This window comes from Agromyces rhizosphaerae (genome assembly GCF_027925245.1).
Classification (GTDB): Bacteria; Actinomycetota; Actinomycetes; order Actinomycetales; family Microbacteriaceae; genus Agromyces; species Agromyces rhizosphaerae.
The window spans coordinates 3,055,638-3,078,846 of sequence record NZ_BSDP01000001.1 but is presented as its reverse complement, the minus strand read 5'-3'; the positions used below and the strand labels follow the sequence as shown (position 1 = coordinate 3,078,846).

Sequence of the window (23,209 nt, the reverse complement as noted above, 5' to 3'; positions counted from 1 at the left end):
CCGGGAGGAGCGCCGGCCCGCACATGGAGAGCCGCAACGACAGGCCACCCCCGATCCCGTTCGCGGACTCGGCCCGGTCGACCGTGGGCATCGAGTGGGAGGTGGCCATCGTCGACCGCCTGACGGGCGAGCTCGCGCCCGTCGGCGACCGCGTGCTCGGCGTGCTCGCGGAGCGTGCGGACGACCCCGTCGCGGCCCGCATCACGGCCGAGCTGCTGCGCAACACCGTCGAGCTCGTCACGGGCGTGCACGAGCGCGTGGCCGACGCCGTCGCCGACCTCGAGCAGCAGCTCGGGCTCGTGCGCCGCATCATCGACCAGCTCGGCGAGTACGAGGTCATCTGCGCCGGGTCGCACCCCTTCGGGCGCTGGTTCCAGCAGGCCGTGACCGACAAGCCGAGGTACCACAAGCTCATCGAGCGCACCCAGTGGTGGGGCCGCAACATGATGATCTGGGGCATCCACGTGCACGTCGGCATCGAGGACCGCGACAAGGCCCTGCCGATCATGGACGGCCTCATGCGCTACATCCCGCACCTCCAGGCCCTCTCCGCGTCGAGCCCGTACTGGGCCGGGGTCGAGACCGGGTACGCGTCCAACCGCGCGCTCATGTTCCAGCAGCTGCCGACGGCCGGCCTGCCGTACCCGCTGCCCGACTGGGAGGCGTACGAGCGGCACGTCGACGACCTGATGCGCACCGGCATCATCGAGGAGCAGACCGAGGTGCGCTGGGACATCCGCCCGTCCGCACGCTGGGGCACCGTCGAGGTGCGCGTCTGCGACGGCGTGTCGACGTCGGCCGAGATCGCCTCCATCGCCGCGCTCGTGCAGTGCCTGGTGGAGTGGATGAGCACGCGGCTCGACGAGGGCGAGACGCTGCCCGTGCTGCAGCCCTGGTACATCCGCGAGAACAAGTGGCGGGCGGCGCGCTACGGCATGGACGCCGAGGCGATCATCGACATCGCGGGCACGCAGCGCCCGGTGGCGGACGACATCGCCGAGCTCGTCACCGTGCTGGAGCCGTTCTCGCGCCGGCTCGGCTGCGCCGAGGAGCTGCAGGGCGTGCGCACCATGCTGGAGCACGGTGCGAGCTACCAGCGCCAGCTGCGCGCGGCGGCGGAGGCCGACGACGACCTCACGGCGGTCGTGCGGCACCTCGCCCGCGAGCTGCGCGAGGGCGTCGCCGGCCAGCAGTGAGCGCCGGCCCGGGCCGCGCCGGTCAGCCGGGGATGCGGCGCGTGCGGATGAGCTCGGCGTACCAGAGCGCGCTGTCCTTGGGGATGCGCTCGAGCGTCTCGTAGTCGACGCGCACGATGCCGAAGCGCTTGGAGTAGCCGTATCCCCACTCGAAGTTGTCCATGAGCGACCACACCTGGTAGCCGCGCAGGTCGACCCCGCGGGCCATGGCGCGATGCGCCGCCGTGAAGTGCCGGCGCAGGTAGTCGATGCGTTCGGCGTCGTGCACGCGCGGTCCGTCGCCGCCGTCGACGACCTCGTCGTCGAACGCCGCGCCGTTCTCGGTGACCATGAGCGGGGTGTCCGGGAACTGCTCGTGCAGCGAGACCAGCAGGTCCTCGAGGCCCGACGGGTCGATGTTCCAGCCCATCGCCGTGTACGGGCCGGGCTGCTGGAGGAACTCGACCCCGTCCGCACCGGGCCAGGCGGTGCCGCCCATGTCCTTGTGGCCGTCGGCGACGACCTTCTCGCCGCTGCCGTCCCACATGCGCACGGTGACGGTCGAGTAGTAGTTCACGCCGATGAGGTCGACGGGCTGGTGGATGAGCTCGAGGTCGCCGTCGTGCACGAACGACCAGTCCGTCACCGCGGCCGTGTCCTCCATCACGTCGGCCGGGTAGGTGCCGCGCAGCATCGGGTCGAGGAACACCCGGTTCGCGAGGCCCTCGATGCGCCGGGCCGCCTCGGCCCCGGTCGGGCCGTCGGGTCGCACGACGTGCAGGTTCAGCGTGATCGAGAACTCCGGGTCGTTCGTCACGACCTCCCGGAGGGCCCGCACGGCCAGGCCGTGCGCGAGGTTCAGGTGGTGCACCGCCGCGAGCGCCTCCGCGCCGTCGGTGTGCCCCGGTGCGTGCGCGCCCGAACCGTAGCCCAGGTACGCCGAGCACCACGGCTCGTTCAGCGTGGTCCACACGGACACCCGGTCGCCGAGCCGCTCGCCGACGATGCGCGCGTACTCGGCGAAGGCGAACGAGGTGTCTCGGCTCGTCCAGCCGCCGGCGTCCTCGAGGGCCTGCGGCAGGTCCCAGTGGTAGAGGGTCGCGATCGGGCGGATGCCGCGGGCGAGCAGCCCGTCCACGAGCCGGTCGTAGAACGCCAGGCCCGCCTCGTTCGCCTCGCCCGTGCCCGTCGGCTGGATGCGCGGCCAGGCGATCGAGAACCGGTACGACTCGAGGCCGAGCCGCTGCATCAGGTCGAGGTCCTCCTCGACCCGGTGGTAGTGGTCGCAGGCGACGTCGCCGGTGTCGCCGTTCCAGACCTTGCCCGGAGTGTGACTGAACGTGTCCCAGATCGACGGCCCGCGGCCGTCCTCGGCCACCGCGCCCTCGATCTGGTACGACGCCGTCGCCGAGCCGAACACGAAGTCGCGGCCGAAGTCGAGTCCGCTGTCGCGGTAGTCGGCGCTCTGCATGGTCATCTGATGCCCCCCCTCGTTGCGAGCGACTCCCCCGGAGCCCACCCTAGGCCGGTGGCCCGGCCGCGTCATCCGGTCGCGGGTCAGCCGCGGCCGAGGAACTTCTGCAGGGCCTGCAGCTCCTCCTCCGACGGCGCACCCTTCGCTCCACCGCCGCCGAGGCCGAAGCCCGAGCCCGCGGCCGCACCCGACGGGGCGACCGAGCGGCCCTCCGCCAGCGCGGCGTTCTCGGCGGCGCGCTTGGCCGGGTTGCCCGAGCGCGAGCCCTGCGGCTTCTTGCCGCCCTTCTTGCGCTTGCCCTGGCCGTGGCCGCCGCCGCCCGGCATGGGCCCCATGCCGGGGATCTGCGGCGTGCCGCCGCGCGCGACGGTCTTCATCATCTTCGCGGCCTGCTCGAAGCGCTGCACGAGCTGGTTCACGTCGGTGACGGTCATGCCCGAGCCCTTCGCGATGCGGAGGCGCCGCGAGCCGTTCAGCAGCTTCGGGTTGGTGCGCTCGGCCGGCGTCATGGACTGGATGATGGCCTCGGTGTGCACGATCTCGCGCTCGTCGAAGTCGTCGAGCTGCTGCTTCATCGAGCCCATGCCGGGCAGCATGCCCATCATCTTCTTGATGTTGCCAGCGCCGCGCAGCTGCTGCATCTGCTTCAGGAAGTCGTCGAGCGTGAACTGCTCGCTCGCGATCTTCTCGGCGACCTTCGCCGCCTCCTCCTCGTCGAAGGCCTGCTGGGCCTGCTCGATGAGGGTGAGGATGTCGCCGAGGTCGAGGATGCGGCTCGCCATGCGGTCGGGGTGGAACGGCTCGAAGTCGTCGAGCCCCTCGCCCGTGGACGCGAAGATGATGGGGCGGCCCGTGACGGATGCCACGGAGAGCGCGGCACCGCCGCGCGCGTCGCCGTCGAGCTTCGACAACACCACGCCCGTGAAGTCGACGCCCTCCTGGAACGCCTTCGCGGTCGCGACCGCGTCCTGGCCGATCATCGCGTCGATGACGAACAGCACCTCGTCGGGGTTCGTCGCCTTCCGGATGTTCGCGGCCTGCTTCATGAGCTCCGCGTCGACGCCGAGGCGACCCGCGGTGTCGATGATGACGGTGTCGTGCTGGGCGCGGGTGGCCTGCGCCACGGCGTCCTTCGCGACCTTGACCGGGTCGCCGACGCCGTTGCCCGGCTCGGGCGCGTAGACCGTGACGCCGGCCTGCTCGCCGACGACCTGGAGCTGGTTCACGGCGTTCGGCCGCTGGAGGTCGGCGGCCACGAGCATCGGGGTGTGGCCGTCCTTCTTGAGCCACTTCGCGAGCTTGCCCGCGAGGGTGGTCTTTCCGGCGCCCTGGAGGCCGGCGAGCATGATGACGGTCGGCGGGGTCTTCGCGAACTCCAGGCGCCGCTGCTGGCCGCCGAGGATGCCGACGAGCTCCTCGTTGACGATCTGCACGACCTGCTGGGCGGGGTTCAGCGCGCGGCTGACCTCGTCGCCGAGCGCGCGCTCGCGCACCGTCTGGGTGAACTCCTTGACGACGGGCAGCGCCACGTCGGCCTCGAGCAGGGCGCGCCGGATCTCGCGGACGGTGCCGTCGACGTCGGACGCGGACAGCTTGCCCTTGGTGCGGAGGTTCTTGAACGTCTCGGCAAGACGGTCGGACAGGGTTCCGAAGGTAGCCATGGTGGCTGCAAGTCTACGCGAGGCATCCGCCCGCCCCGCGCCCCGGGGTCAGCCCTCGTACTGCACGTCCACGACGTCGGAGTCGCGGTCCACGGAGGCGATGAGGCGCGCGTCGGACTCGTCGGCGGCGAACGAGTACTCGAACACCGCGAACGCCTCGTCCTCGCCGCCGTTCGCCGGCCGGAACTCGACCCGCTCCAGCACGAGCGAGCGCAGGATGTCGATCTCGCGGTCGCCCGACTCGCGGGCGATCGCGTCCTCGATGTCCTCGGGCTCGAGCGCCTCCTGCACGTCGGCGAGGAACTGCGCGGTCGGCGTCGACGGCCGCGCCAGCTCGGCGACGAACGCCTCGCGCACGTCGGCGTCGAGGTCCTCGATGCCGCTCACCATGCCGGCCGCGACGTCGAGCGACTCCTCGGAGAGCTCGTCGCCGTCGGCCTGGAGCACGACCTCGACCGACTGGTCGCCGCAGTCGACGACCTCGGACCAGTAGGACCCGCCGTCACCGCCGACGACGCCGAAGTACTCGTGCTCGATGGACATCGCACCCCCTCGTTCCGACGCTACTCCCCGATGAGGTTCTGCGCGAAGACGTGCGGGGTGAAACCGGTGAGGTCGTTGATGCCCTCGCCCTGGCCGATGAGCTTGATCGGCAGCCCCGTGCGGTCCTGCACGTTCAGCACGAATCCGCCCTTCGCCGAGCCGTCGAGCTTGGTGATCACGAGGCCGGTGACGCCCGCGTGCTCGATGAACGCCTGCGCCTGGGCGAGCCCGTTCTGGCCGGTGGTCGCGTCCAGCACCAGCAGCACCTCGGCGACCGGGGCCTGCTTCTCGACCACCCGGCGCACCTTCGCGAGCTCGTCCATGAGCCCGCCCTTGGTCTGCAGGCGCCCGGCGGTGTCGATCAGCACGATCTCGATGCCGTCGCGCTTCGCACGCTCGACGGTCTGGAACGCGACCGCCGCCGGGTCCTGCCCCTCGCGCTCGGGTCGCACGACCTCGGCGCCGGCGCGCTCGGCCCAGGTCGCGAGCTGGTCGACCGCGGCGGCGCGGAAGGTGTCGGCGGCGCCGACGACCACGCTCCGCCCGTAGGTGGCGAGGAACCGGGCGAACTTGCCGATCGTCGTGGTCTTGCCCACGCCGTTCACGCCGACGACGAGCACGACGGCGGGGCGCTCGCTGAGGCGCAGCGTCGGGTCGTACTTCGACAGGCGCTCCTCGATGACCTCGCGGAGCATCCGCTGCACGTCCCGCGGGTCGGTCGTGCGGAACCGCTCGACCTCGCCCTGGAGGTGCTCGACGATCTCCTCGGTCAGGTCGGGGCCGAAGTCGGCCGTGATGAGCGCCGTCTCGAGGTCGTCCCACGTGTCCTCGTCGATGACCCTCGCCTGGAAGACGTTCCGGAGACGTGCGCCGAGCGACCAGGATGCGCGTTCTGCCATGGCGACCAGCCTACGGTCTCCCGAGCGTCGCTCAGGCGCTCGCGCGCTCCTCGCGCACGCGCTGGCCGACGACGGCCGAGACGCCGTCCTGCCGCATCGAGACGCCGTAGAGCGCGTCGGCGATCTCCATGGTGCGCTTCTGGTGCGTGATGACGATGAGCTGGCTGTCGTCTCGCAGCTCCTCGATGACCGTGAGCAGGCGACCGAGGTTGGCGTCGTCGAGCGCCGCCTCGACCTCGTCGAGGATGTAGAACGGGCTGGGGCGCGCCTTGAAGATCGCGATCAGCAGCGCCACCGCGGCGAGCGAGCGCTCGCCGCCGGAGAGCAGCGAGAGCCGCTCGATCTTCTTGCCCGCGGGCTTCACGGAGACCTCGATGCCGCTCGCGAGCAGGTCGTCGGGGTCGGTCAGCGAGATGCTGCCGGTGCCGCCCGGGAAGAGCACCGGGAAGACCTCGCCGAACGCCGCCCGGGTGTCCTCGAACGCGGCCTCGAAGATCGAGACCATCTTGCGGTCGATCTCCTCGATGATCGTGATGAGGTCGCCCCGCGTCTTCGTCAGGTCGGCGAGCTGCTCGGTGAGGAACGCGTGCCGCTGCTCGAGCGCGGCGAACTCCTCGAGCGCGAGGGGGTTCACCCGGCCGAGCTGGGCGAGCATGCGCTCGGCGCCCTTCAGCCGGCGCTGCTGCACGGCGCGGTCGAACGGGGCGTCCTCGCCGTCCTCCTCGTCGCTCGGCACGGGCTGGTCGGGCCCGTACTCGTCGACCAGCACGTCCTCGGCCAGGCCGAGCTCGGACTGCGCGCGCTCGAGCAGCGACGAGACGTGCAGCTTCTTCTCGTAGATCTGCAGCTCGAGGCCGTGCACGTCCTCGGTGATCGAGTGCAGGCGCTCGCGCACGCCCGCCTCGTCGCGGCGCAGGGCGTTGAGCTCCTCGTTCTGGCCCCGCCGCTCGTCCTCGGCCCGCGCGAGGCGGATGCGCGCCTCCGAGACGGACGCGTCGACCGACGAGAGCACCGCGGGCAGCGCGTCGGCGACCCTGCGCGCCGCATCGAACTGGCGGCGTCGGATGACCGCCCGGCGGGCCGCCTCCTCGGCCGCGCGCCGCTCGGCCTCGCGCCGACGCTCGAGCGAGGCGATGCGCGCCTGCTCGCTGCGCACGCGCTCGCGCGCGGTCTCGAGCGCCAGGCGGGCCTCGACCTCTCCCTCGCGCGCCGTCTCGAGCGCGGCGGCGCCCGCGTCCCGCGCCGTGAGGTCGAGCACCGGCCGCGGCGTCGCGCGGGCCTGCTCGAGCGCCGCCTTCGCCTCGGCCGACGCCGTCTCGGCCTCGGCCACGCGCTCCGCGGCCGTGCGCGCCGACTCCGCGAGGCGCTCGGTCTCGGCGGTCGCCGCGTCGGCGGTGACCCGGGCGCGGTTGAGCTGCTCGGTCTGCGCGGCGAGCTGCGCGTCGTACTCGCGCAGCGCGGTGAGCGCCTGCGCGGACTGCTGCTTCGCGGCCTGGTGCGCCGTGCGCTGCTCGGCGAGCTCGAACCTCCGCGTCTCGAGCTCGGAGCGCACCTCGCCGAGCCGCGCGTCGGCGGCGTCGCGCTCGGCGATGAGCTCGATGCGGCTGCGCCCCTCGCCGGAGCCGCCGCGGATCACGTAGCGGCCGAGCACGTCGCCGTCACGCGTGACGACGGTCACGTCGTCGGCGTCGAGCGCACCCGCCGCGGCGCGCGCGGCCGCCACGTCGTCGGCGATGACGGTGCGGGCGAGCAGCGCGGCGACCCCCTGGGGGGCGGTGACGACGGATGCCGCGGGCGTGAGCCCGTCGGCGTCGATCGGTGCCGCCTCGGACGCGGTCTCCGCGATCGCGAGCTCGACGCGGCCGAGATCGTGCGCCCGCGCGTGCGCCAGCGCGTCGAGCGCCGCGTCGCGGTCGTCGACGAGCACCGCGTCGGTGAGCGTGCCGAGCGCCGCGGCGATCGCCGCCTCGAAGCCCGGCTGCACCTGGACGTGCTCGGCGAGGAGCCCGCGCACGCCGGCGCGGCCCGCGGCGACGAGCGCGGCCGAGCCGTCGCGCTGGTCGAGCGCCAGCGACAGCGCGCCGACCTTCGCGGTCAGCGCGTCGCGCTCTCGCTCGCGCTCGTGCAGCGCCTCGCGGATGCGCTCGATCTCGCCCTCCGCCTCGAACACGGCGGCCTGCGCGAGCTCGTACGCCTCGTCGAGGTCGGTCTCGCCGTCCTGGCTGAGCGAGGCGGTGGACTCGAGCTCGGCGAGGGCGTTCGCCGCTGCGGTCGCACGGTCGGACGCCGCAGCGAGCGCGTTCTCCTGTCGCAGCACCTCGCCGCGCACGGTCGCGAGGCGGGAGGCGGCCGTGTCGGCGCGACCGGAGAGGGCCGCGAGCTCGAGGTCGTAGCGCGACACCGCGGCGCTCTGCGCGGCGACGTCCTCGTCGGTGGCGTCGAGGGCCCGGCGTGCGGCGACCGTCGCCTGCTGTGCCTGCTCGAGCCCCGCCACGGCGCTCGCCACGGCCTCCTGGACGCGTTCGAGCTCGGCTCGGGCCTCGTCGATGGCCGACTGCGAGACGGTGGGTGCCGCATCCGGCTCGTCGGCATCGCGACCGAGCAGCGCGAGCCGCTGGTTCGCGAGGGTGTGCAGTCCGCGCAGGCGCTCCTGCGCCTGTTCGAGGCCGAACTCCACGCGCCTGGCGTCGTCGACCGCGACCGACTGCTGCGCCTGCTCGAGGCGCGCGACGCGGGCCTGGCGCTGCTCGAGCTGGTCCTGCAGCACGAGGCGCTCCGAGTGCCGCTCGGCCTCCGTTCGGGAGTGCGCGTCGAGCGTGCGGCGCAGGCCCACGACCTCGTCGGCGAGCAGCCGGGCACGCGCATCGCGCACGACCGCCGCGATCGACTGCGCCTGGCGCGCGACCTCGGCCTGGCGCCCGAGCGGCTTCAGCTGCCGGCGGATCTCGCCCGCGAGGTCGGAGAGGCGGGTGAGGTTGGTCTCCATCGCGTCGAGCTTGCGGAGCGTCTTCTCCTTGCGCCGACGGTGCTTCAGGATGCCCGCGGCCTCCTCGATGAAGCCGCGGCGGTCGTCGGCGCTCGCGTGCAGCACGTTGTCGAGCTGGCCCTGGCCGACGATGACGTGCATCTCCCGGCCGAGGCCCGAGTCGCTGAGGAGCTCCTGCACGTCGAGCAGGCGGCACGCCTCGCCGTTGATGGCGTACTCGCTCGTGCCGTTGCGGAAGAGCGTGCGGCTGATCTGCACCTCGGTGTACTCGATCGGCAGCGCGCCGTCGGTGTTGTCGATGGTGAGGGCCACCTCGGCGCGCCCGAGCGGCCCGCGGCTCGAGGTGCCGGCGAAGATGACGTCCTCCATCTTGCCGCCGCGGAGGGTCTTGGCGCCCTGCTCGCCCATGACCCAGGCGAGGGCGTCGACCACGTTCGACTTGCCGGAGCCGTTCGGGCCGACGACGCACGTGACGCCCGGCTCGAACGCGAAGACGGTGGGCTGTGCGAAGGACTTGAACCCCTTGAGGGTCAGGCTCTTCAGGTACACGTGGTTCCCCCGTTGACGAACGGCGACCCGACCGGCCCGCGGATCGCCCGCGACTACGGTACCGGACTCTTCCCCGCGATCCGCGCAGGCGGTAGGCTCGTCGGCTGCGCACTCGCGCGGCGGATCGGGGGGCGCGACGATGCGCATCGAACGGGTGCACGTGCCCGAACGCCTGGGCACTGCCGGCGCACGCCGCTTCGAGCGGTACGTGGACCTCATGCGCGAGGTCGAGACGGGGCTCTGGGGCAACGACGACCTCACCACGGACGCGCGCACCGCGCTTCCGCGCTACCGGTCGGAGTACGTGCGGCGCGTGCCGCTGCTCGCCCTCGACGGCGACGACGCCATCGGCGCCGCCGTGGTGGAGTGGGAGCCGGGCGAGGACGCCGAGACCGCGATCCTGTACGGCGTCGTGCCGGCGGCGCGGCGACGCCTCGGCATCGGGTCGTGGCTGCTCGCCGAGTGCGAGCGGATCGCGCTGGATGCGGGCCGCCGGGTGCTCATCAGCTGGAGCGACCACCCCGCCGCCACGCTCGAGGTGGACGGCCCGCGCCTCGCGGCATCCGTCGGCGACGCGGTCGTGCCCGCCGCCGACCCGCGCGCGGCCTTCTTCACCCGCCACGGCTATGCGCTCGGGCAGGTCGAGCGCATGAGCGTGCTCGACGTCGGGGCCGGCGACGTGCCGGAACCGGAGCCCGCCCCGGGGTACCGCCTGGTCACGTGGTCGGCGCACGCGCCCGACGAGCTCGTCGACGCGTACGCCGCGGCGAAGACCCGCATGGCGCTCGACGTGCCGGCAGCGGACCTCACGATCGACCCCGAGCACTGGGATGCCGACCGGGTGCGCACCTTCGAGGGGCAGCGCGCCGAGAGCGGCGACGGGCTGCTGGTCGCGGCCGCGGTGGCCGAGGACGGCACGGTCGCCGGGTACACCGAGCTCGAGCTGCCGCACGACAAGTCCTGCGCCTACCAGGGAGACACGCTCGTGGTCGCCGCGCACCGCGGCCGAGGCCTCGGCCTGCGGGTCAAGCAGGCGAACCATCGCGCGCTGGCCGAGGCCGCGCCGGACCGGACGCGCGTCTACACCTGGAACGCCGACGAGAACGCGCACATGCTCGCCATCAACGTCGCGCTCGGGTTCCGGACGGCCGCGTACTCGGCGGCGTGGCAGCGTCGGGTCGACGGCGGGGTCCCGTCGGAGACGCTATGACCTGAAGAAGCTCCAGCGGGCGGTGCTCCGCTCCGCGACGGCGCGCAGCGCCCCTCCGAGGGGGCCGACGACCGTGACCTCGGCATCTGCGATCCGGGCCAGCGGATCGATCTCGTCGAATCCGCGGCAGTCGACGATCCCCAGCTCGCGGATCGGCAGTGCTGCGAGCGTCGCAGCTCCCCGGATCAGCCCGATCCGCTCCAGCGACAGGATCCGCAGGTCGGACATGCCGCGAAGCGAACCGAGGTCGAAGCGTCGGGCACCCTCGATCACGAGTTCCGACAGGCAGGGTCCCGGGCCGTCCGCGGCGATGGACGACACGTTCCGGGCGCCGGTCAGGGTCAACGACGTGAGCGAGGGAGGGAGCTTCGGGAGGGTGCCGCGCCACGTCTCCGAGAACGATGCGCGGGCGAGCGCCGGGGCGTCGAGCACGGTCTCGAACCCTCGGAGGAGCCCCGAGTAGCGCTCGAGGTCCGGGAGCGACGACAGATCGGTCTCGGGCGCTCCCGGCACGGTGAGCTCGAGTTCGCGCAGCGAGCCGATGGCGGCGATCGGCCGGGTGTCGAGGCCCGTGCCGACGATGCCCAGGCTGGTGAGGCCGTGGAAGTCGCGGAGGAACTCCAGTCCCGCGGCTTCGCGGGGAACCGAGACGAGGTGCAGTCCGAGTCCCGCCCGGAGGATCTGCCTCCGCTCTCGAGGTGTGGGGACCCGGCCCTCGAAGACCGCGACGGGTACGCGATCAGCGGGAGCCTCGCGGATGACGAGGTCGCCGCGGCGGTGGAAGAAGGGCGGTCCGGGCACGCCGCGGGATCCCAGCCGGTCAGACGGCACTGTCGGCGCCGAAGAAGTCCGTCACGCCGGTGGTGCGCTCGCTCACGTCCCACAGGAGCCGTTCGGCGGCGGGGTCGCGCTCCGGCGGCAGCAGGACGGCGGGCCCCGGCTCGCCCCGCCCGGCGGGACCGTAGAACTGCCCGTCATCGACGTCCGGCTCGAAGGACGCGCAGAGGATGCCCATCGTCCCGTCCTCGACCGAGTGGGCGACACGGAGCGTGCGCCGCAGGATGGCACGGTCGAGGAGGCGCGTGCCGCCCGCACCGGCGGTCTTCGCCTGCAGGCCCGAGTCGGTCGGCCCCGGGTGGGCGCAGACCGACTTCATGCCGCGCAGGCGGTCGGCCTCGGGCATCCGGTCGGAGAGCGCGTAGGTGAAGAGCAGATTCGCCAGCTTCGACTGCTGATACCGGCGCCACTTCCCGAACCCGGGGAAGCCGTCACCGCCGAGGTTGCCGCCGCGGGGTTCCAGGTACGCCGCGCGCAGCGGCGCCCCTCGGCGCGCACCGCTCGAGTGATTGACCACGCGCGCCTCTCCCCGGGCCTCGGACGCTGCGGCGAGCAGAGGCCAGAGCAGCGACGTCAGCAGGAAGTGCGAGAGGTGGTTGGTCTGCATCTGCACGTCGCATCCGTCGGGCGTCGCGACGTCGGCGAGCCCCATCACGCCGGCGTTGTTGCAGAGCACGTCGATGCCGTCGGGCGCCGCCTCGGCGACATCCGCGGCGGCCAGGCGCACGCTCTCGAAGCGCTGCAGGTCGCACGCGATCGGCACGACGTGCGCACCCGCCGCCTCGAGCGCCGCGGCGGATGCGGTCGCCCGCGGCGATGGACGGTTGAGCAGGACCACCCGCGCACCGAGCGACGCCGCGGTCGACGCGAAGACCGCGCCCGTGCCGCTCGTGCTGCCGGTGACCGCAACGGTGCGACCCTCCAGCGACGGCAGCCCGGCCACGACGTCGGCGAAGTGCTCGGGCTCGTGAGTCGGGTGCTCGGGTGAGGTCATCTCGGTTCCGTCCCGGTCGATGGCGGAGCACTGCAGGGTCGAACGCCTGCGATGCTACCGCCGCCGCGATCAGCGTCGTCGCTGGCAGCGCGGGCAGCGGTGCGACGACCGGTTCATGAACTGCTCCCGCACGATCGGCGTGCCGCAGCGCGGGCACGGGCGGCCCTGCTGCCCGTAGGCGTTCAAGGAGTGGGCGAAGTAGCCGGATGCCCCGTTGACGTTGACGTACTGGGCGTCGAAGCTCGTGCCGCCCTCCGCGAGCGCGCGCTCGAACACCTCGCGCACGGCGGCGAGCAGGCGTCGCGAGCGCACCGGACCGACGGCCGAGGACGGCTCGTCGTAGTGCACGCGCGCCGACCAGAGCGCCTCGTCGGCGTAGATGTTGCCGATGCCGCTGACGAGGTTCTGGTCGAGCAGCGCCCGCTTGATGCCCGTGCGCCGTGCCCGGAGTGCCGCGAGGAACCGGGCGTCGTCGAATGCCGGGTCGAGCGGGTCGCGGGCGATGTGGGCGACGGGCACCGGGAGGCGCGTGCGCCACGAGGCATCCGTCTCGCCCGCATCGCCGGAGTAGCCGGCGGGAGCCCCGTCTTCGGTCTCCACCATTCGCTCGATCGCGAGCGAGCCGAAGATGCGCTGGTCGACGAAGTCGACCGCGAGGTCGCCGTGCGCGGGCGAGGCGACGTGGAGGCGTGCGCGCAGCAGCGGCACGAGCGGCGCGTCGGGCGTGCGCAGCAGCAGCTGGCCGCTCATGCCGAGGTGCGCGAGCAGGGCGCGGCCGGTGTCGAGCGGCATCCAGAGGAACTTGCCGCGGCGGACGGCCGCCTCGATGCGCGCGCCGGTCAGGAGCTCCTCGAAGACCCCGGTCGTCGGATCGTGCCGCCGGAGCGAGCGCGGTTCGAACACCTCGACGCCCAGCACGCGGGAACCGGTGACGGCCGGTGCGAGGCCCGCCCGGACGACCTCGACCTCGGGCAGTTCGGGCATGCTCAGTCGGCGCTGAGGCGCGTCCAGGCGTCGAGCGCCGCGGCCATCTCGGCCTGCTTCTTGCTCGTGCCCGATCCCGTGCCGGTCACGAGGTCGCCCACGACGACGGTCGCCTGGAACACCTTGTTGTGGTCGGGGCCCGACTCGGTCACCGTGTAGGCGGGTGCTGACGCGCCGCGGCGCGCCGCGATCTCCTGCAGGCTCGTCTTGGGATCCATCGCCGCACCGAAGCGATCCGGATCGGCCATGAGCGGACCGATCAGGCGCAGCACCAGGTCGGTCGCCGCATCCGGGCCCGCATCGAGGAAGGTCGCGCCGATGATCGCCTCGACCGTGTCGGCGAGGATCGATGCCTTGTCGTGACCGCCGGTCAGGGTCTCGCCGCGACCGAGGCGGATGTGCGGCCCGAGGCCGATGGTGCGCGCGACCTCGGCCAGCGCGACGCTCGAGACGAGGCTGGCGCGGCGCTTCGCGAGGTCGCCCTCGTCGAGATCCGGGTTGTCGCGATAGAGCGACACCGTGACGGCCTGCCCGAGGATCGAGTCGCCGAGGAACTCGAGGCGCTCGTTGGTGGGGATTCCGCCGTGCTCGTACGCGAACGACCGGTGCGTGAGGGCGAGCAGCAGGAGGTCGTGGTCGAGCTCGACCTGCAGCGTGCGCTGCAGCGCGTCGAGACTCGCCGCCTCCTCGGTGCTCCGCTCCGTCACCACCGGTCGATCGTCAGCGTCGGGGAGCCGATCAGACGTCGGCGACCTTGCGGCCCTTGTACTCCAGGAACAGCGGCGTACCGGCCGAGTCCTCCACGACCTTCGCGCGGTGCGGGAGGCTGTAGGTGACCTTGCCGTTCTCGACGGTCTTCACGAGCGCAGGGGCCTGCGCCTTCCACTGCGAGCGGCGTGCGTGGGTGTTGGCGCGCGACTTCTTCCGCTTGGGAACAGCCATGACTCTCTCTCAATCTCTCTGCTGGTCGGCGTCGGAGGACGTGTCCGAGCCAGGGTCCGTGGAAGCCTCGAAGTCCGCGAGCGCGTCCCACCGCGGGTCGCGGTGTTCTCTCGCGGCGAGTTCCGGGTGTTCCTCCAGCCGGAGCCCGGTCTCTGGGTCGAGACCCGGGCAATCCGGCCGGCACACCGGCTGGAAGGGCAGTGCCAGGACCACCGCATCGCGGATGAGCGGTTCAAGATCCACGTGGTCGTCTTGAACCTCATACTCGAAAGCTTCACCGGAATGATACGCGAAAAGCTCCTGGAACTCGACTTCGACCGGCAGGGAGATGTCGCGCAGGCACCGTCCGCACTGTCCGGTGGCCGTCGCATCGACCTCCGCGGAGGCCAGGATGCCCTCGTGCACGGACTCCAGCCGGAGGTCGATCCCGATCGGATCGCCCTCGCCGACGGACACGAGACCCTCCCCGAGCGCCTCGGGGACGGACGCCTCGATGTGCTGCTCCCGCATCTGGCCGGGCCGACCGATGAGGTCGCGGATGTCGATGCGGTAGGGACTGGTCGCGGATGCCACGAGGCCCGATTCTACGCGCCCGCGGACCGCGGCCGGCCCTGCACGCCCGATTCGCGCGGGCGTGCGAGCGACACCGGCACCGCGATCGCGCGGAACCGCTCGGCCGGCTGCAGCCCGCGCTCGAGCGCGTGCACGACGAGGTCGAGGTCCTGCGTGAGGGGATGGTCGGGTGGCGGTGCCGGCCGCGGTCCGTAGCGATGCCGCTCCACGCCGGCGAGCACGCGCTCGAGCGCCGCACGGGCCTCCGAGTCGCCGGCGACCCCGTCGCGCTCTGCGAGCCGCGCCGCGAACGAGCGCGGGGACTCGAACGGGGTCGGCGGGTCCCCGATGTCGATCGCGGCCGCCTCGATCTCGGCCCACGCCGAGACGGGGGCATCCGGTCCGTCCCATGCCCGGCGCCGTCGCCAGGCGCGCACCATCCGGCGCGCGACGCCCGGCACCGCGAGCACGAGCCCGATCGCGAGCGCCACCATTCCGAGCCTCGCGAGCGGTGCCCCGGCATCGGCGTCGGCCCCCGCCGCGGTGCCCCCGGCCTGGTCCTCCGGGATCACGGGCCCGCCATCGGTCGCCGGCGCCTGGCTCTCGGGAGCGGGGGCGCGCGTCGCGCCGGGGTCGGCGAGCACCGAGACGCGCGAGTACTCGGGCACCGTGCCGCGCCCGGGCGTGGGCTCGAACGGCATCCAGCCGATGCCCTCGAAGTACAGCTCCGGCCACGCGTGCAGGTCGTGCGTGTCGACGTCGTACCGCGCCTCGCCCGCGAGGGTGCCCGTGCCCCGGGACCCCGCCGTGTACCCGAGCGAGATGCGCGACGGGATGCCCGCCTCGCGCGCCATCACCGCCATCGTCGACGCGAAGTGCACGCAGTAGCCCTCGCGCACGTCGAGGAACTCGGCGATCACGTCGAACCCGCCGCCCTCGAAGCCCTGCTCGACGGGCGCCTCGGTGGAGTACGAGAACGCGGAGCCGCGCAGGAACCGCTGGATGAGCACGGCCGCGTCGTACGGGGAACCGGCCGACGCGGTGACCTCGGCCGTCGTCTCGCCGATCACGTCGGGCACTCCCCCGGGCAGTTCCACGAAGCTCGCGAGCTCCTCGGGAACCGCACGGCTGGCGGCCCGGAGCTGCTCGGGCGTGGGGTCGAGGTCGAGGTGGGTCACCACGTAGCGCTGCGCGCGCGTGTCGTCGTCGGCGCTCGCGACCGCGAACGACTCGGCGTCCCAGAACCAGGAGCCGCGCAGGCCCTGGATCGACCGCGCCGGGTAGGGCACGGGCAGCCAGGTGGTGATGACGTCGTCGACCACCACGGTCGTGCGCGCGAGGCTCCGCGCCACGCCCAGGTCGAGTCCCGGCGGGGAGGCGAACGCGTCGACGGTCTGCTCCTCCTGCAGCGGCGCCTCGGACGCCACCCAGACGTCGCCCTCGAAGCGGTCGAGCGTGAGCAGCGTGAAGTACGGCCGTTCGCGCCCCGTGCCCGAGTAGTGGAACGCGGGCACCGGATCCGGGCGCCGCAGGTCCTCGCCGAGGTCGATGAACGGGTTGACGCCGCGCGAGAACAGCGGGCCGCGGTCGCCGGTGCCGAACAGGTACGGGTTCGTGATGCTGGGGGTCGCCTGGGCGAGGACCGCCGCGGTGAGCAGGCCGACCCCGGCGAGCCCGAGCGTCGCCCCGACGGTCGAGCTCGCGGGCGTGCGGCGCGGCGGGGTGACCCGGGGCGCGGTGTCGCCCTCGGGCTCGATCGCGAGCTCGCCACGGCGCCGCACGGCGACGTCGACCCGCAGCAGCAGGAGGTACATCGCGCCGGTCAGCAGCACCGTCCAGAAGTCGGTGCCGCCCTCCACGATGAACCCCGGCACGGCCAGCGGGAGCAGCGCGGGCAGCGCGGCGAGGGCGGCCACCCGCAGGGAGACCACGACGATGTCGACCACCACCGCCACGAGCCCGGTCGCGAGCGCCAGCACGAACAGGATGCCGGGGACGGCGATCGCGGGCGTGGACTGCTGCACGATGGACGTCTGGCCCGCCGCGGCGAGCTCCCCGAAGTGCGCGAAGGTCGCGCCGGTCGGCAGCACGCCCGCGATCGCGGTGCCCCCGCCGAAGAACGCGGTGAGCACGGCCACGAGCACGACGAGCTCGAGCACCGGCACGGCCGATGCCGGGGTGCGGAGCGCCCGCAGCGCGAGACCCGAGACGAACACGGCGCCGGCGACGATGGCGCAGAGCCACCACCAGGCCGAACCCGCGAGCAGCGGGCCGAGCGACGTGAGCGCGACCGCGGTCAGGGCGAACGCGGCGCCGATGAGCGCGGCCGTCTGCGACAGCGTGAGCGGCGGGGAGTCACCGTGCATCCGAGCTCCCCCGATCGGCCGGGAGCGAGTGCCAGGCCTCCGCGATGTCCTGCGCGGTGCGGACGGGGACGCAGCGCCAGCCGGACTCCTCGAGGTCGGCGACCAGGGTGCGCCGCACGCTCTCCTGCACGAAGGCGACGGCGGGCTCGAAGGCCGGACGCAGGGCCGCCAGCGCCTCCGCCTCGGCCGGGGCGATGTCCACCAGCACCGCGAACGCGGGCCGGCGTGCACGACCGGTCGCCCCTCGCGGGTCGTCGTGCGGCGCACCGGCGGAGTCGGTCGTGCCGCCGCCCCGGGCGCCCGGGGTCGCCAGGTGCGCGAGCCCCTCGAGGAAGGCCCGCTCGCCGACCCCGCCCTGGTACTCGACGGGGGCGTCGCCGAACAGCCCGCCGGCCCGACGGCGCGGTCCCGGTTCGAGCTGGCTCGCGCCCGTCTCCGACACCGTGAGGCGGAACCCGCCGCGCAGCAGGTGGACGCCGACGGATGCCGCGAGCTCGACGCCGAGCTCGAACGGATGGTGGTACCGGTCGTCGCCGGTCGCGAACGAGGTGCGGCCACGTCCGTGCAGCGCCGTGTCGATGATGAGCCGCGCGTCGGGATCGCTGCGCTGCTCCTCCTGGCGCACCATGATCTCGCCGTGCCGGGCCGTCGCCGGCCAGTTCACTCGCCGCAGCGGGTCGCCGTGGCGGTACTCGCGCGCGATGAGCTCGTCGGCGTTCGGGTGCGACTGGCGCTGCAGTTCGAGGAGCACGCCGTCGAGGCTCGCCGGGCCGTTCGCCGACGCGCCCAGGGCGGTGACCCTGGGGGTGGCGATCAGGTCGTGGGTGCGCCCGTAGCCGCGCTCGATGCGGGCGAGGCCGAACGGGTCGGACAGCGAGACCTGCAGCGGGCCGGCGGTGAACACGCCGCGGCGCGGCAGCCGGAGGGTGTACTCGAGCCGCACCGTGTCGCCGCCGCCCGGCGGTCCGCCCTCCCAGCGGCCGAGTGACGGCAGCACCGACTCCGCCGGGGTCTCCAGCCGGTGCGCCGTGTCGCGCCACCTGGCGCCGTCGAGCGTGCGCCGGCCGCGATTGCGCACGACCGCGGACGCCGTCGTCGTGCCGCCCGCGGCGACGACGCCGGGAACGAAGCTGCGCACGACGTCGAGCCGCGGGATGCGCCACGCAGTGAAGCCCATGGCCACCAGCGGCACGGCGATGCCGATGAGCCCGAGGAGGATGAAGTCGCGCCGGTCGAGCACGAGCGCGTTGACGAAGACGATGGCGCCGACGGCGATGAGGGCGGCACCGCGGCGGGTCGGCCTGGGCCACTCGGCCAGGCGTGATCCGACACCGCCCGTCATGGGTTCACCGCCCCGCGGCCGCCCCGAGGGGAACGGGCGTCGCCCGCACGATGCGGTCGACGATCTCCGCGATGAGCAGGTCGCCGTCGTTGTGGTGCTGGCCCAGGGCCCGGCTCGTCGGCACCAGCCGGTGCCCGAGGACGGGCGCGGCCAGCGCGTCGACGTCGTCGGGCAGCGCGAACTCGCGGCCGTGCATCGCCGCGCGCGCCTTGGCCGCGCGCACGAGCTGCAGCGTCGCGCGCGGGCTCGCGCCGAGACGCAGCTCGCGGTCGTCGCGGGTCGCGCGCACGATCGCCACCGCGTACTCCTTGACGGGCATCGACACGAACACGTTCCGCACCGCGACGATCATCGCGCGCAGCTCGGCATCCGACACCACCGCCTCGACGGCGTCGAGCGGGCTCGAGGTCTCCCGCGTGCCGAGCATCTCGAGCTCGCTCGCGCGGTCGGGGTAGCCCATCGAGATGCGCGCCATGAAGCGGTCGCGCTGCGCCTCGGGGAGGGCGTAGGTGCCCTCCATCTCGATCGGGTTCTGGGTCGCGACGACGGTGAACGGCTCCGGCAGCGGGTAGGTCACGCCGTCGACGGTGACCTGGTGCTCCTCCATGCACTCGAGCAGCGCCGACTGGGTCTTCGGGCTCGCACGGTTGATCTCGTCGCCGATCACGATGTTGGCGAACACCGGGCCCGGCTTGAACGCGAACTGACGGCTCGACTGGTCGAACACCGACACGCCCGTGACGTCGGACGGCAGGAGGTCGGGGGTGAACTGGATGCGGCTGACGCTGCAGTCGACCGAGCGCGCGAGCGCCTTCGCGAGCACGGTCTTGCCGACGCCGGGGACGTCCTCGATGAGCAGGTGCCCCTCGGCGAGCAGCACGGTCAGGGCGTGCGTGACGGCGTCGTGCTTGCCGTCGATGACCGACTCGACGTTCGCGACGATGCGCTGCGCGGACGCACCGACCGAGTCGCCCGGCATCGGCGTGCCGGTCACGGTCGCGTGCATCCCGTCGCTGCTCATGGCGTCTTCGCCCCCTGCAGGTACTCTGCCACGACCGGCGGCACGTACGGCGCCACGTCGCCGCCGAGCGCGGAGACCTGGCGCACGAGCGAGCTCGACACGTGGGCGTTCGCCGGGTCGGGCAGGAGGAACACCGTCTCGACCGCGGCGAGGTCGCGGTTCACGATCGCCATGGGCGTCTCGTACGCCACGTCGACCTGCGAGCGGATGCCCTTGACCAGCACGGATGCCCCGACGTCGGTGCAGTAGTCGACGAGCAGCCCCATGCTCCAGGACGCCACGACGACCTCGCCGTCGATGCGCGCGTCGGCGATGGCGCGCTCGAGCAGCGACACGCGCTGCGCGATCGGCAGCAGCGCGGACTTGTCGGGGTTGTGCACCACGACCACGTGCACCTCGTCCCACAGTCCTGCGGCACGGGAGATCACGTCGAGGTGCCCGAGCGTGATGGGATCGAACGACCCGGGGACGACGGCGATCCTGCGCATGCACCCACACTAATGCGCACGGACCCGCACCGAGGGGCCGGTGGACAGTCTCAGGCCTTGCTCAGGAACTGCGACTCCTCCTCGTCGAGGCGGCGGCGCACCGCGGCGACCAGGGCCGGGTGGGAGGCGAGCACCGGGTCCTCGTCGAGGACGCCCCGCGCGAGCTCGCGGGCGGCGACGATCAGGTCGCCGTCGCGCGCGACCCGGAGCAGCTTCAGCGACGAACGCCGGCCCGACTGGCTGCTGCCGAGCACGTCGCCCTCCTGCCGGAGCTCGAGGTCGACCCGGGCGAGTTCGAACCCGTCGGTCGTCGCCGCGACCGCGTCGACCCGCTCGCGGGCGACGGTGCCCTCGGGCGCGTTGGTGACGAGCAGGCAGAGTCCCGGCACGCTCCCCCGGCCCACCCGGCCGCGCAGCTGGTGCAGCTGCGACACGCCGAACCGCTCCGCGTCGAGCACGACCATCGTCGACGCGTCGGGCACGTCCACGCCGACCTCGATGACGGTGGTGGCCACGAGCACGTCGAGTTCCCCCGCCGCGAACGACCGCATGGCCGCGTCCTTCTCGTCGCTCGACATCCGCCCGTGCAGCGGCGCGATGCGCAGGCCCGCCATCTCGGGCGCCTCGGCCAGGCGCGCCACGACGTCGAGCACCGAGGCGAGGGGCGCGGGCGGGGCGCCGTCCGCGGCCTCGGCGACCTCCACGTCCACCTCCTCCGCGTCGGCCTCCTCGACCTGCTTCGCCTCGATCGCCGGGCAGACCACGAACGCGCGGTGGCCCTTCGCGACCTCCTCGGCCACGCGCGCCCAGACGCGCCCGAACCACGCCGGACGGTCGGCGAGCGGCACGACGAAGGACTCGATGCCCGGGCGTCCCGTGGGCAGCTCCCGGATGGTGCTCACGTCGAGGTCGCCGAACACCGTCATCGCGACGGTCCGCGGGATGGGCGTCGCCGTGAGCACCAGCACGTGGGGCGGCTCCTGGCCCTTCACGCGGAGCGCCTCGCGCTGGTCGACGCCGAACCGGTGCTGCTCGTCGACCACGACGAGCCCGAGGTCGGCGAAGGTCACCTGGTCGCCGAGCAGTGCGTGGGTGCCGACGACGATGCGGGCCTGGCCGGACGCCGCCCGCAGCAGCGCGCGCTTGCGCTCGGCGGCGGGGAGCTGGCCGGTCACGAGCGTCGGCATGAGCTCGGCCGACAGGTCGGGGCCGAGCGCCCGCGAGATCGAGCGCAGGTGCTGGGCCGCGAGCACCTCGGTCGGTGCGAGCATCGCCGTCTGGCCGCCCGACTCGGCGACCGCGAGCATCGCGCGGAGCGCGACCAGGGTCTTGCCCGAGCCCACCTCGCCCTGGACGAGGCGGTTCATCGGCACGCCCGAGCCGAGGTCGGTCGCGACCTCGTCGCCGACCGCGCGCTGGTCGCCGGTCAGCGAGAACGGGAGTGCGGCGTCGAAGCGCTCGAGCAGGCCGCCCGGTCGCGCCTCGCGCGGCAGGGTCGCACGGGCCCGCCGCTCGGCGCGCCGCCCGAGCAGTGCCGCCTGCAGCACGAACGCCTCCTGGAACCGGAGGGCTGCGCGGGCGCGCGACCAGTCCTTCTCGCGCTCCGGGCGGTGCACCCCCTCGAGGGCCTCGCGGTAGCCGACCAAGCCGCGCGACGCGCGCACCGCGTCGGGAACCGGGTCGTCGACCGGGCCGAGGGCGTCGAGCACGAGGCCGACCGCCTTCGCGACCTGCCAGCTCGCGATCGTCGACGTGGCGGGGTAGATCGGGATCGGCGTCTCGGCCCACCGGCGCGCGTCCGGGTCGTCGCCCGCGGCCTCGAAGAGCTCGTAGTCGGGATGCGCGAGCTGGCGCGCCCCGCGATACGAGGTGACCTTGCCCGCGAACACCCCGCGGGCGCCCGGCACCAGTTCCGCGGCGCGCCACTTCTGGTTGAAGAAGGTGAGCGTGAGGATGCCCGTGCCGTCGGAGATCGTCGCCTCGACGATGCTGCCGCGGCGCTGGCGCATGCTCCGCTCGCGCACCTCGAGCACCTCGGCCACGATCGTCACGTTCTCGTCCAGCGGCAGCTCCGCCAGCGCGGTGAGCTCGCCGCGGCGGGCGTACCGGCGGGGGTAGTGACCCAGCAGGTCGCCCGCGGTCACGTGGCCGAACGCGCGCTTCAGGGCGCCGGAGGTCCGCCCGCCGAGCAGCCCGTCGAGCTTCGTGTCGAGACCGGCGCGCCCCGCGGCATCCGCTGCGCTCATTCGCCGGCCTGCGGCTCCGTCCCGGTGAGCGCCGCGATCTCGTCCTGCACGAACTGATCGTCGGGGCGCTGCTCGGCGAGCTCCCGCTGGATCGCGAGCGCCTCGTCGTCGCGGCCGAGCGTGCGCAGGCAGCGCCCGACGGCCCAGCGTGCGACGTGGCGCTGCTCGGCGGAGCCGTGCTCGTTCGCGAACGACAGGGCGGCCTCGAACTGCTCCAGCGCCCCGGCCGCGTCGCCGGACTCGTGCAGGGTCCAGCCCAGGTTGTTGTGCAGCGCGACGCCCCAGCGCTTCAGGCGCCGGTCGGTGCTGCGGTCGATGAGCGCGAGGCCCTCCTCCGCCCACTCGCGCTCGTGCCCGCGGTCGGCGAGGGCGAGCATGTGCAGCGCGTCGAGCACGACGAACGGCACGTCGGCCGTCGCCGCCTCGCGCACGGCGCGAGTGAAGTGCGCCACGCCGTCGGCGGGCGCGCCGCGGGTGACGAGGATGCGGCCGCGCTCGAGCTCGATGCGCGCGCGGACCTCGCCGGCGTCGCGCTCTCGGGCCGCCGCGTCGTCCGGCTCGCCCTCGGGCGCTGCGGACACGGCCGGCTCGGCGGGCTCGGCGGCTGGCTCGTCCCCCGGCGCGGTCTCGCTCGCGGGAGCCGAGTGCGCGCCCGCGGCGGGCTCGGCCCCGGTCTGCTCGAGCGCGTCGAGCACCGCGTCCGCCTCCTCGAACTTCGACTGCAGGCCGAGGGCGCGCGCGAGCTGGGTCGCCATCACCGCTCGGTGATGCGCGTCGAACGAGTCGTCGTCGGACGCGTCGCGGAACCGCTCCTCCGACACCTCGGGAGCGGCGAAGTCCCACATCGCATCGAGCAGTTGCTGGTCTGCGGCGCGGATGCGCGCGGTCTCACCGTCCACCCTTCCATCATGGCAGCGCCCAGGCCCCGATCGGTAAGCTC

The 23,209-nt window shown here is 73.5% G+C and carries 19 protein-coding genes; 2 read left to right on the top strand and 17 right to left on the bottom strand.

The features are described 5' to 3' along the window. The first annotated feature begins 23 nt into the window (after positions 1-23). A complete protein-coding gene (locus tag QMG39_RS14505; protein WP_281886210.1) occupies positions 24-1,196 on the top strand; it encodes a glutamate--cysteine ligase in 1,173 nt (390 codons plus the stop codon). Between the two features lie 22 nt (positions 1,197-1,218). Here QMG39_RS14505 and QMG39_RS14500 read toward each other — a convergent pair whose 3' ends face one another. The 5 genes from QMG39_RS14500 to smc all read right to left on the bottom strand — a co-directional run bounded on the left by QMG39_RS14500 (position 1,219) and on the right by smc (position 9,287). Next, positions 1,219-2,646, bottom strand: a complete 1,428-nt coding sequence (locus tag QMG39_RS14500) for a GH1 family beta-glucosidase (RefSeq protein ID WP_281887302.1) — start codon at positions 2,644-2,646, stop codon at positions 1,219-1,221. A gap of 86 nt (positions 2,647-2,732) precedes the next feature. Beyond that, positions 2,733-4,310, bottom strand: coding sequence for a signal recognition particle protein (gene ffh / locus QMG39_RS14495; protein WP_281886208.1), 1,578 nt, complete (start codon positions 4,308-4,310; stop codon positions 2,733-2,735). Between the two features lie 48 nt (positions 4,311-4,358). Then, on the bottom strand, positions 4,359-4,853 hold the full coding sequence (locus tag QMG39_RS14490; protein ID WP_281886206.1) for a DUF2004 domain-containing protein: 495 nt from the start codon (positions 4,851-4,853) through the stop codon (positions 4,359-4,361). Positions 4,854-4,873: 20 nt separating this feature from the next. Continuing rightward, complete coding sequence (ftsY, locus tag QMG39_RS14485; protein WP_281886204.1) at positions 4,874-5,752, bottom strand: signal recognition particle-docking protein FtsY; 879 nt, start codon at positions 5,750-5,752, stop codon at positions 4,874-4,876. Between the two features lie 31 nt (positions 5,753-5,783). Beyond that, positions 5,784-9,287 carry a chromosome segregation protein SMC gene (gene smc, locus QMG39_RS14480; protein WP_281886202.1) on the bottom strand — a complete coding sequence of 1,168 codons (3,504 nt, stop codon included), beginning with the start codon at positions 9,285-9,287 and terminating at the stop codon, positions 5,784-5,786. Positions 9,288-9,426: 139 nt separating this feature from the next. On the opposite strand from smc, the gene QMG39_RS14475 reads away from it, so the two are divergent. After that, on the top strand, positions 9,427-10,497 hold the full coding sequence (locus QMG39_RS14475; RefSeq protein WP_281886200.1) for a GNAT family N-acetyltransferase: 1,071 nt from the start codon (positions 9,427-9,429) through the stop codon (positions 10,495-10,497). Here the strand turns inward: QMG39_RS14475 and QMG39_RS14470 are convergent. The 12 genes from QMG39_RS14470 to QMG39_RS14415 all read right to left on the bottom strand — a co-directional run bounded on the left by QMG39_RS14470 (position 10,492) and on the right by QMG39_RS14415 (position 23,168). Further along, positions 10,492-11,298, bottom strand: a complete 807-nt coding sequence (locus QMG39_RS14470) for a hypothetical protein (protein WP_281886198.1) — start codon at positions 11,296-11,298, stop codon at positions 10,492-10,494. The two genes, QMG39_RS14475 and QMG39_RS14470, sit on opposite strands and share 6 nt — an antisense overlap. 19 nt (positions 11,299-11,317) lie before the next feature. Then, positions 11,318-12,328 carry an SDR family NAD(P)-dependent oxidoreductase gene (locus tag QMG39_RS14465; protein ID WP_281886196.1) on the bottom strand — a complete coding sequence of 337 codons (1,011 nt, stop codon included), beginning with the start codon at positions 12,326-12,328 and terminating at the stop codon, positions 11,318-11,320. A gap of 69 nt (positions 12,329-12,397) precedes the next feature. Continuing rightward, positions 12,398-13,312 carry a bifunctional DNA-formamidopyrimidine glycosylase/DNA-(apurinic or apyrimidinic site) lyase gene (gene mutM, locus QMG39_RS14460; RefSeq protein WP_281886194.1) on the bottom strand — a complete coding sequence of 305 codons (915 nt, stop codon included), beginning with the start codon at positions 13,310-13,312 and terminating at the stop codon, positions 12,398-12,400. 2 nt (positions 13,313-13,314) lie between these two features. Beyond that, positions 13,315-13,977 (bottom strand): ribonuclease III, encoded by a 663-nt coding sequence (gene rnc, locus QMG39_RS14455; protein WP_373878355.1) that lies wholly within the window; start codon positions 13,975-13,977, stop codon positions 13,315-13,317. A 73-nt stretch (positions 13,978-14,050) separates the two neighbouring features. After that, positions 14,051-14,254 carry a 50S ribosomal protein L32 gene (gene rpmF, locus QMG39_RS14450; RefSeq protein WP_281886190.1) on the bottom strand — a complete coding sequence of 68 codons (204 nt, stop codon included), beginning with the start codon at positions 14,252-14,254 and terminating at the stop codon, positions 14,051-14,053. Positions 14,255-14,263: 9 nt separating this feature from the next. Next, entirely contained in the window at positions 14,264-14,827 is a 564-nt protein-coding gene (locus QMG39_RS14445; protein ID WP_281886188.1) for a YceD family protein, read from the bottom strand. An 11-nt stretch (positions 14,828-14,838) separates the two neighbouring features. Continuing rightward, entirely contained in the window at positions 14,839-17,172 is a 2,334-nt protein-coding gene (locus tag QMG39_RS14440) for a transglutaminase TgpA family protein (protein WP_281886186.1), read from the bottom strand. Continuing rightward, positions 17,162-18,514, bottom strand: a complete 1,353-nt coding sequence (locus tag QMG39_RS14435) for a DUF58 domain-containing protein (RefSeq protein ID WP_281886184.1) — start codon at positions 18,512-18,514, stop codon at positions 17,162-17,164. Before QMG39_RS14435 ends, QMG39_RS14440 begins: the two co-directional genes overlap by 11 nt. A 4-nt stretch (positions 18,515-18,518) precedes the next feature. Continuing rightward, the gene (locus tag QMG39_RS14430; protein WP_281887300.1) at positions 18,519-19,493 is read right to left on the bottom strand and encodes an AAA family ATPase; all 975 of its coding nucleotides are present in this window, start codon (positions 19,491-19,493) and stop codon (positions 18,519-18,521) included. 38 nt (positions 19,494-19,531) lie between these two features. Next, positions 19,532-20,023: a pantetheine-phosphate adenylyltransferase gene (gene coaD, locus QMG39_RS14425; RefSeq protein ID WP_281886182.1), complete on the bottom strand. Its 492-nt coding sequence runs from the start codon at positions 20,021-20,023 to the stop codon at positions 19,532-19,534. A gap of 50 nt (positions 20,024-20,073) precedes the next feature. After that, a complete protein-coding gene (locus tag QMG39_RS14420; RefSeq protein WP_281886180.1) occupies positions 20,074-22,269 on the bottom strand; it encodes an ATP-dependent DNA helicase RecG in 2,196 nt (731 codons plus the stop codon). Next, positions 22,266-23,168, bottom strand: coding sequence for a hypothetical protein (locus tag QMG39_RS14415; RefSeq protein WP_281886178.1), 903 nt, complete (start codon positions 23,166-23,168; stop codon positions 22,266-22,268). Before QMG39_RS14415 ends, QMG39_RS14420 begins: the two co-directional genes overlap by 4 nt. Positions 23,169-23,209 lie beyond the last annotated feature (41 nt).

Excerpts from the sequence above, each read along its gene's own strand:
- QMG39_RS14505 (WP_281886210.1), top strand. The coding sequence starts at position 24 with ATGGAGAGCCGCAACGACAGGCCACCCCCGATCCCGTTCGCGGACTCG.
- QMG39_RS14500 (WP_281887302.1), bottom strand. The coding sequence starts at position 2,646 with ATGCAGAGCGCCGACTACCGCGACAGCGGACTCGACTTCGGCCGCGAC.
- ffh (WP_281886208.1), bottom strand. The coding sequence starts at position 4,310 with ATGGCTACCTTCGGAACCCTGTCCGACCGTCTTGCCGAGACGTTCAAG.
- QMG39_RS14490 (WP_281886206.1), bottom strand. The coding sequence starts at position 4,853 with ATGTCCATCGAGCACGAGTACTTCGGCGTCGTCGGCGGTGACGGCGGG.
- ftsY (WP_281886204.1), bottom strand. The coding sequence starts at position 5,752 with ATGGCAGAACGCGCATCCTGGTCGCTCGGCGCACGTCTCCGGAACGTC.
- QMG39_RS14475 (WP_281886200.1), top strand. The coding sequence starts at position 9,427 with ATGCGCATCGAACGGGTGCACGTGCCCGAACGCCTGGGCACTGCCGGC.
- QMG39_RS14465 (WP_281886196.1), bottom strand. The coding sequence starts at position 12,328 with ATGACCTCACCCGAGCACCCGACTCACGAGCCCGAGCACTTCGCCGAC.
- mutM (WP_281886194.1), bottom strand. The coding sequence starts at position 13,312 with ATGCCCGAACTGCCCGAGGTCGAGGTCGTCCGGGCGGGCCTCGCACCG.
- rpmF (WP_281886190.1), bottom strand. The coding sequence starts at position 14,254 with ATGGCTGTTCCCAAGCGGAAGAAGTCGCGCGCCAACACCCACGCACGC.
- QMG39_RS14440 (WP_281886186.1), bottom strand. The coding sequence starts at position 17,172 with ATGCACGGTGACTCCCCGCCGCTCACGCTGTCGCAGACGGCCGCGCTC.
- QMG39_RS14435 (WP_281886184.1), bottom strand. The coding sequence starts at position 18,514 with ATGACGGGCGGTGTCGGATCACGCCTGGCCGAGTGGCCCAGGCCGACC.
- QMG39_RS14430 (WP_281887300.1), bottom strand. The coding sequence starts at position 19,493 with ATGCCGGGCGACTCGGTCGGTGCGTCCGCGCAGCGCATCGTCGCGAAC.
- coaD (WP_281886182.1), bottom strand. The coding sequence starts at position 20,023 with ATGCGCAGGATCGCCGTCGTCCCCGGGTCGTTCGATCCCATCACGCTC.
- QMG39_RS14420 (WP_281886180.1), bottom strand. The coding sequence starts at position 22,269 with ATGAGCGCAGCGGATGCCGCGGGGCGCGCCGGTCTCGACACGAAGCTC.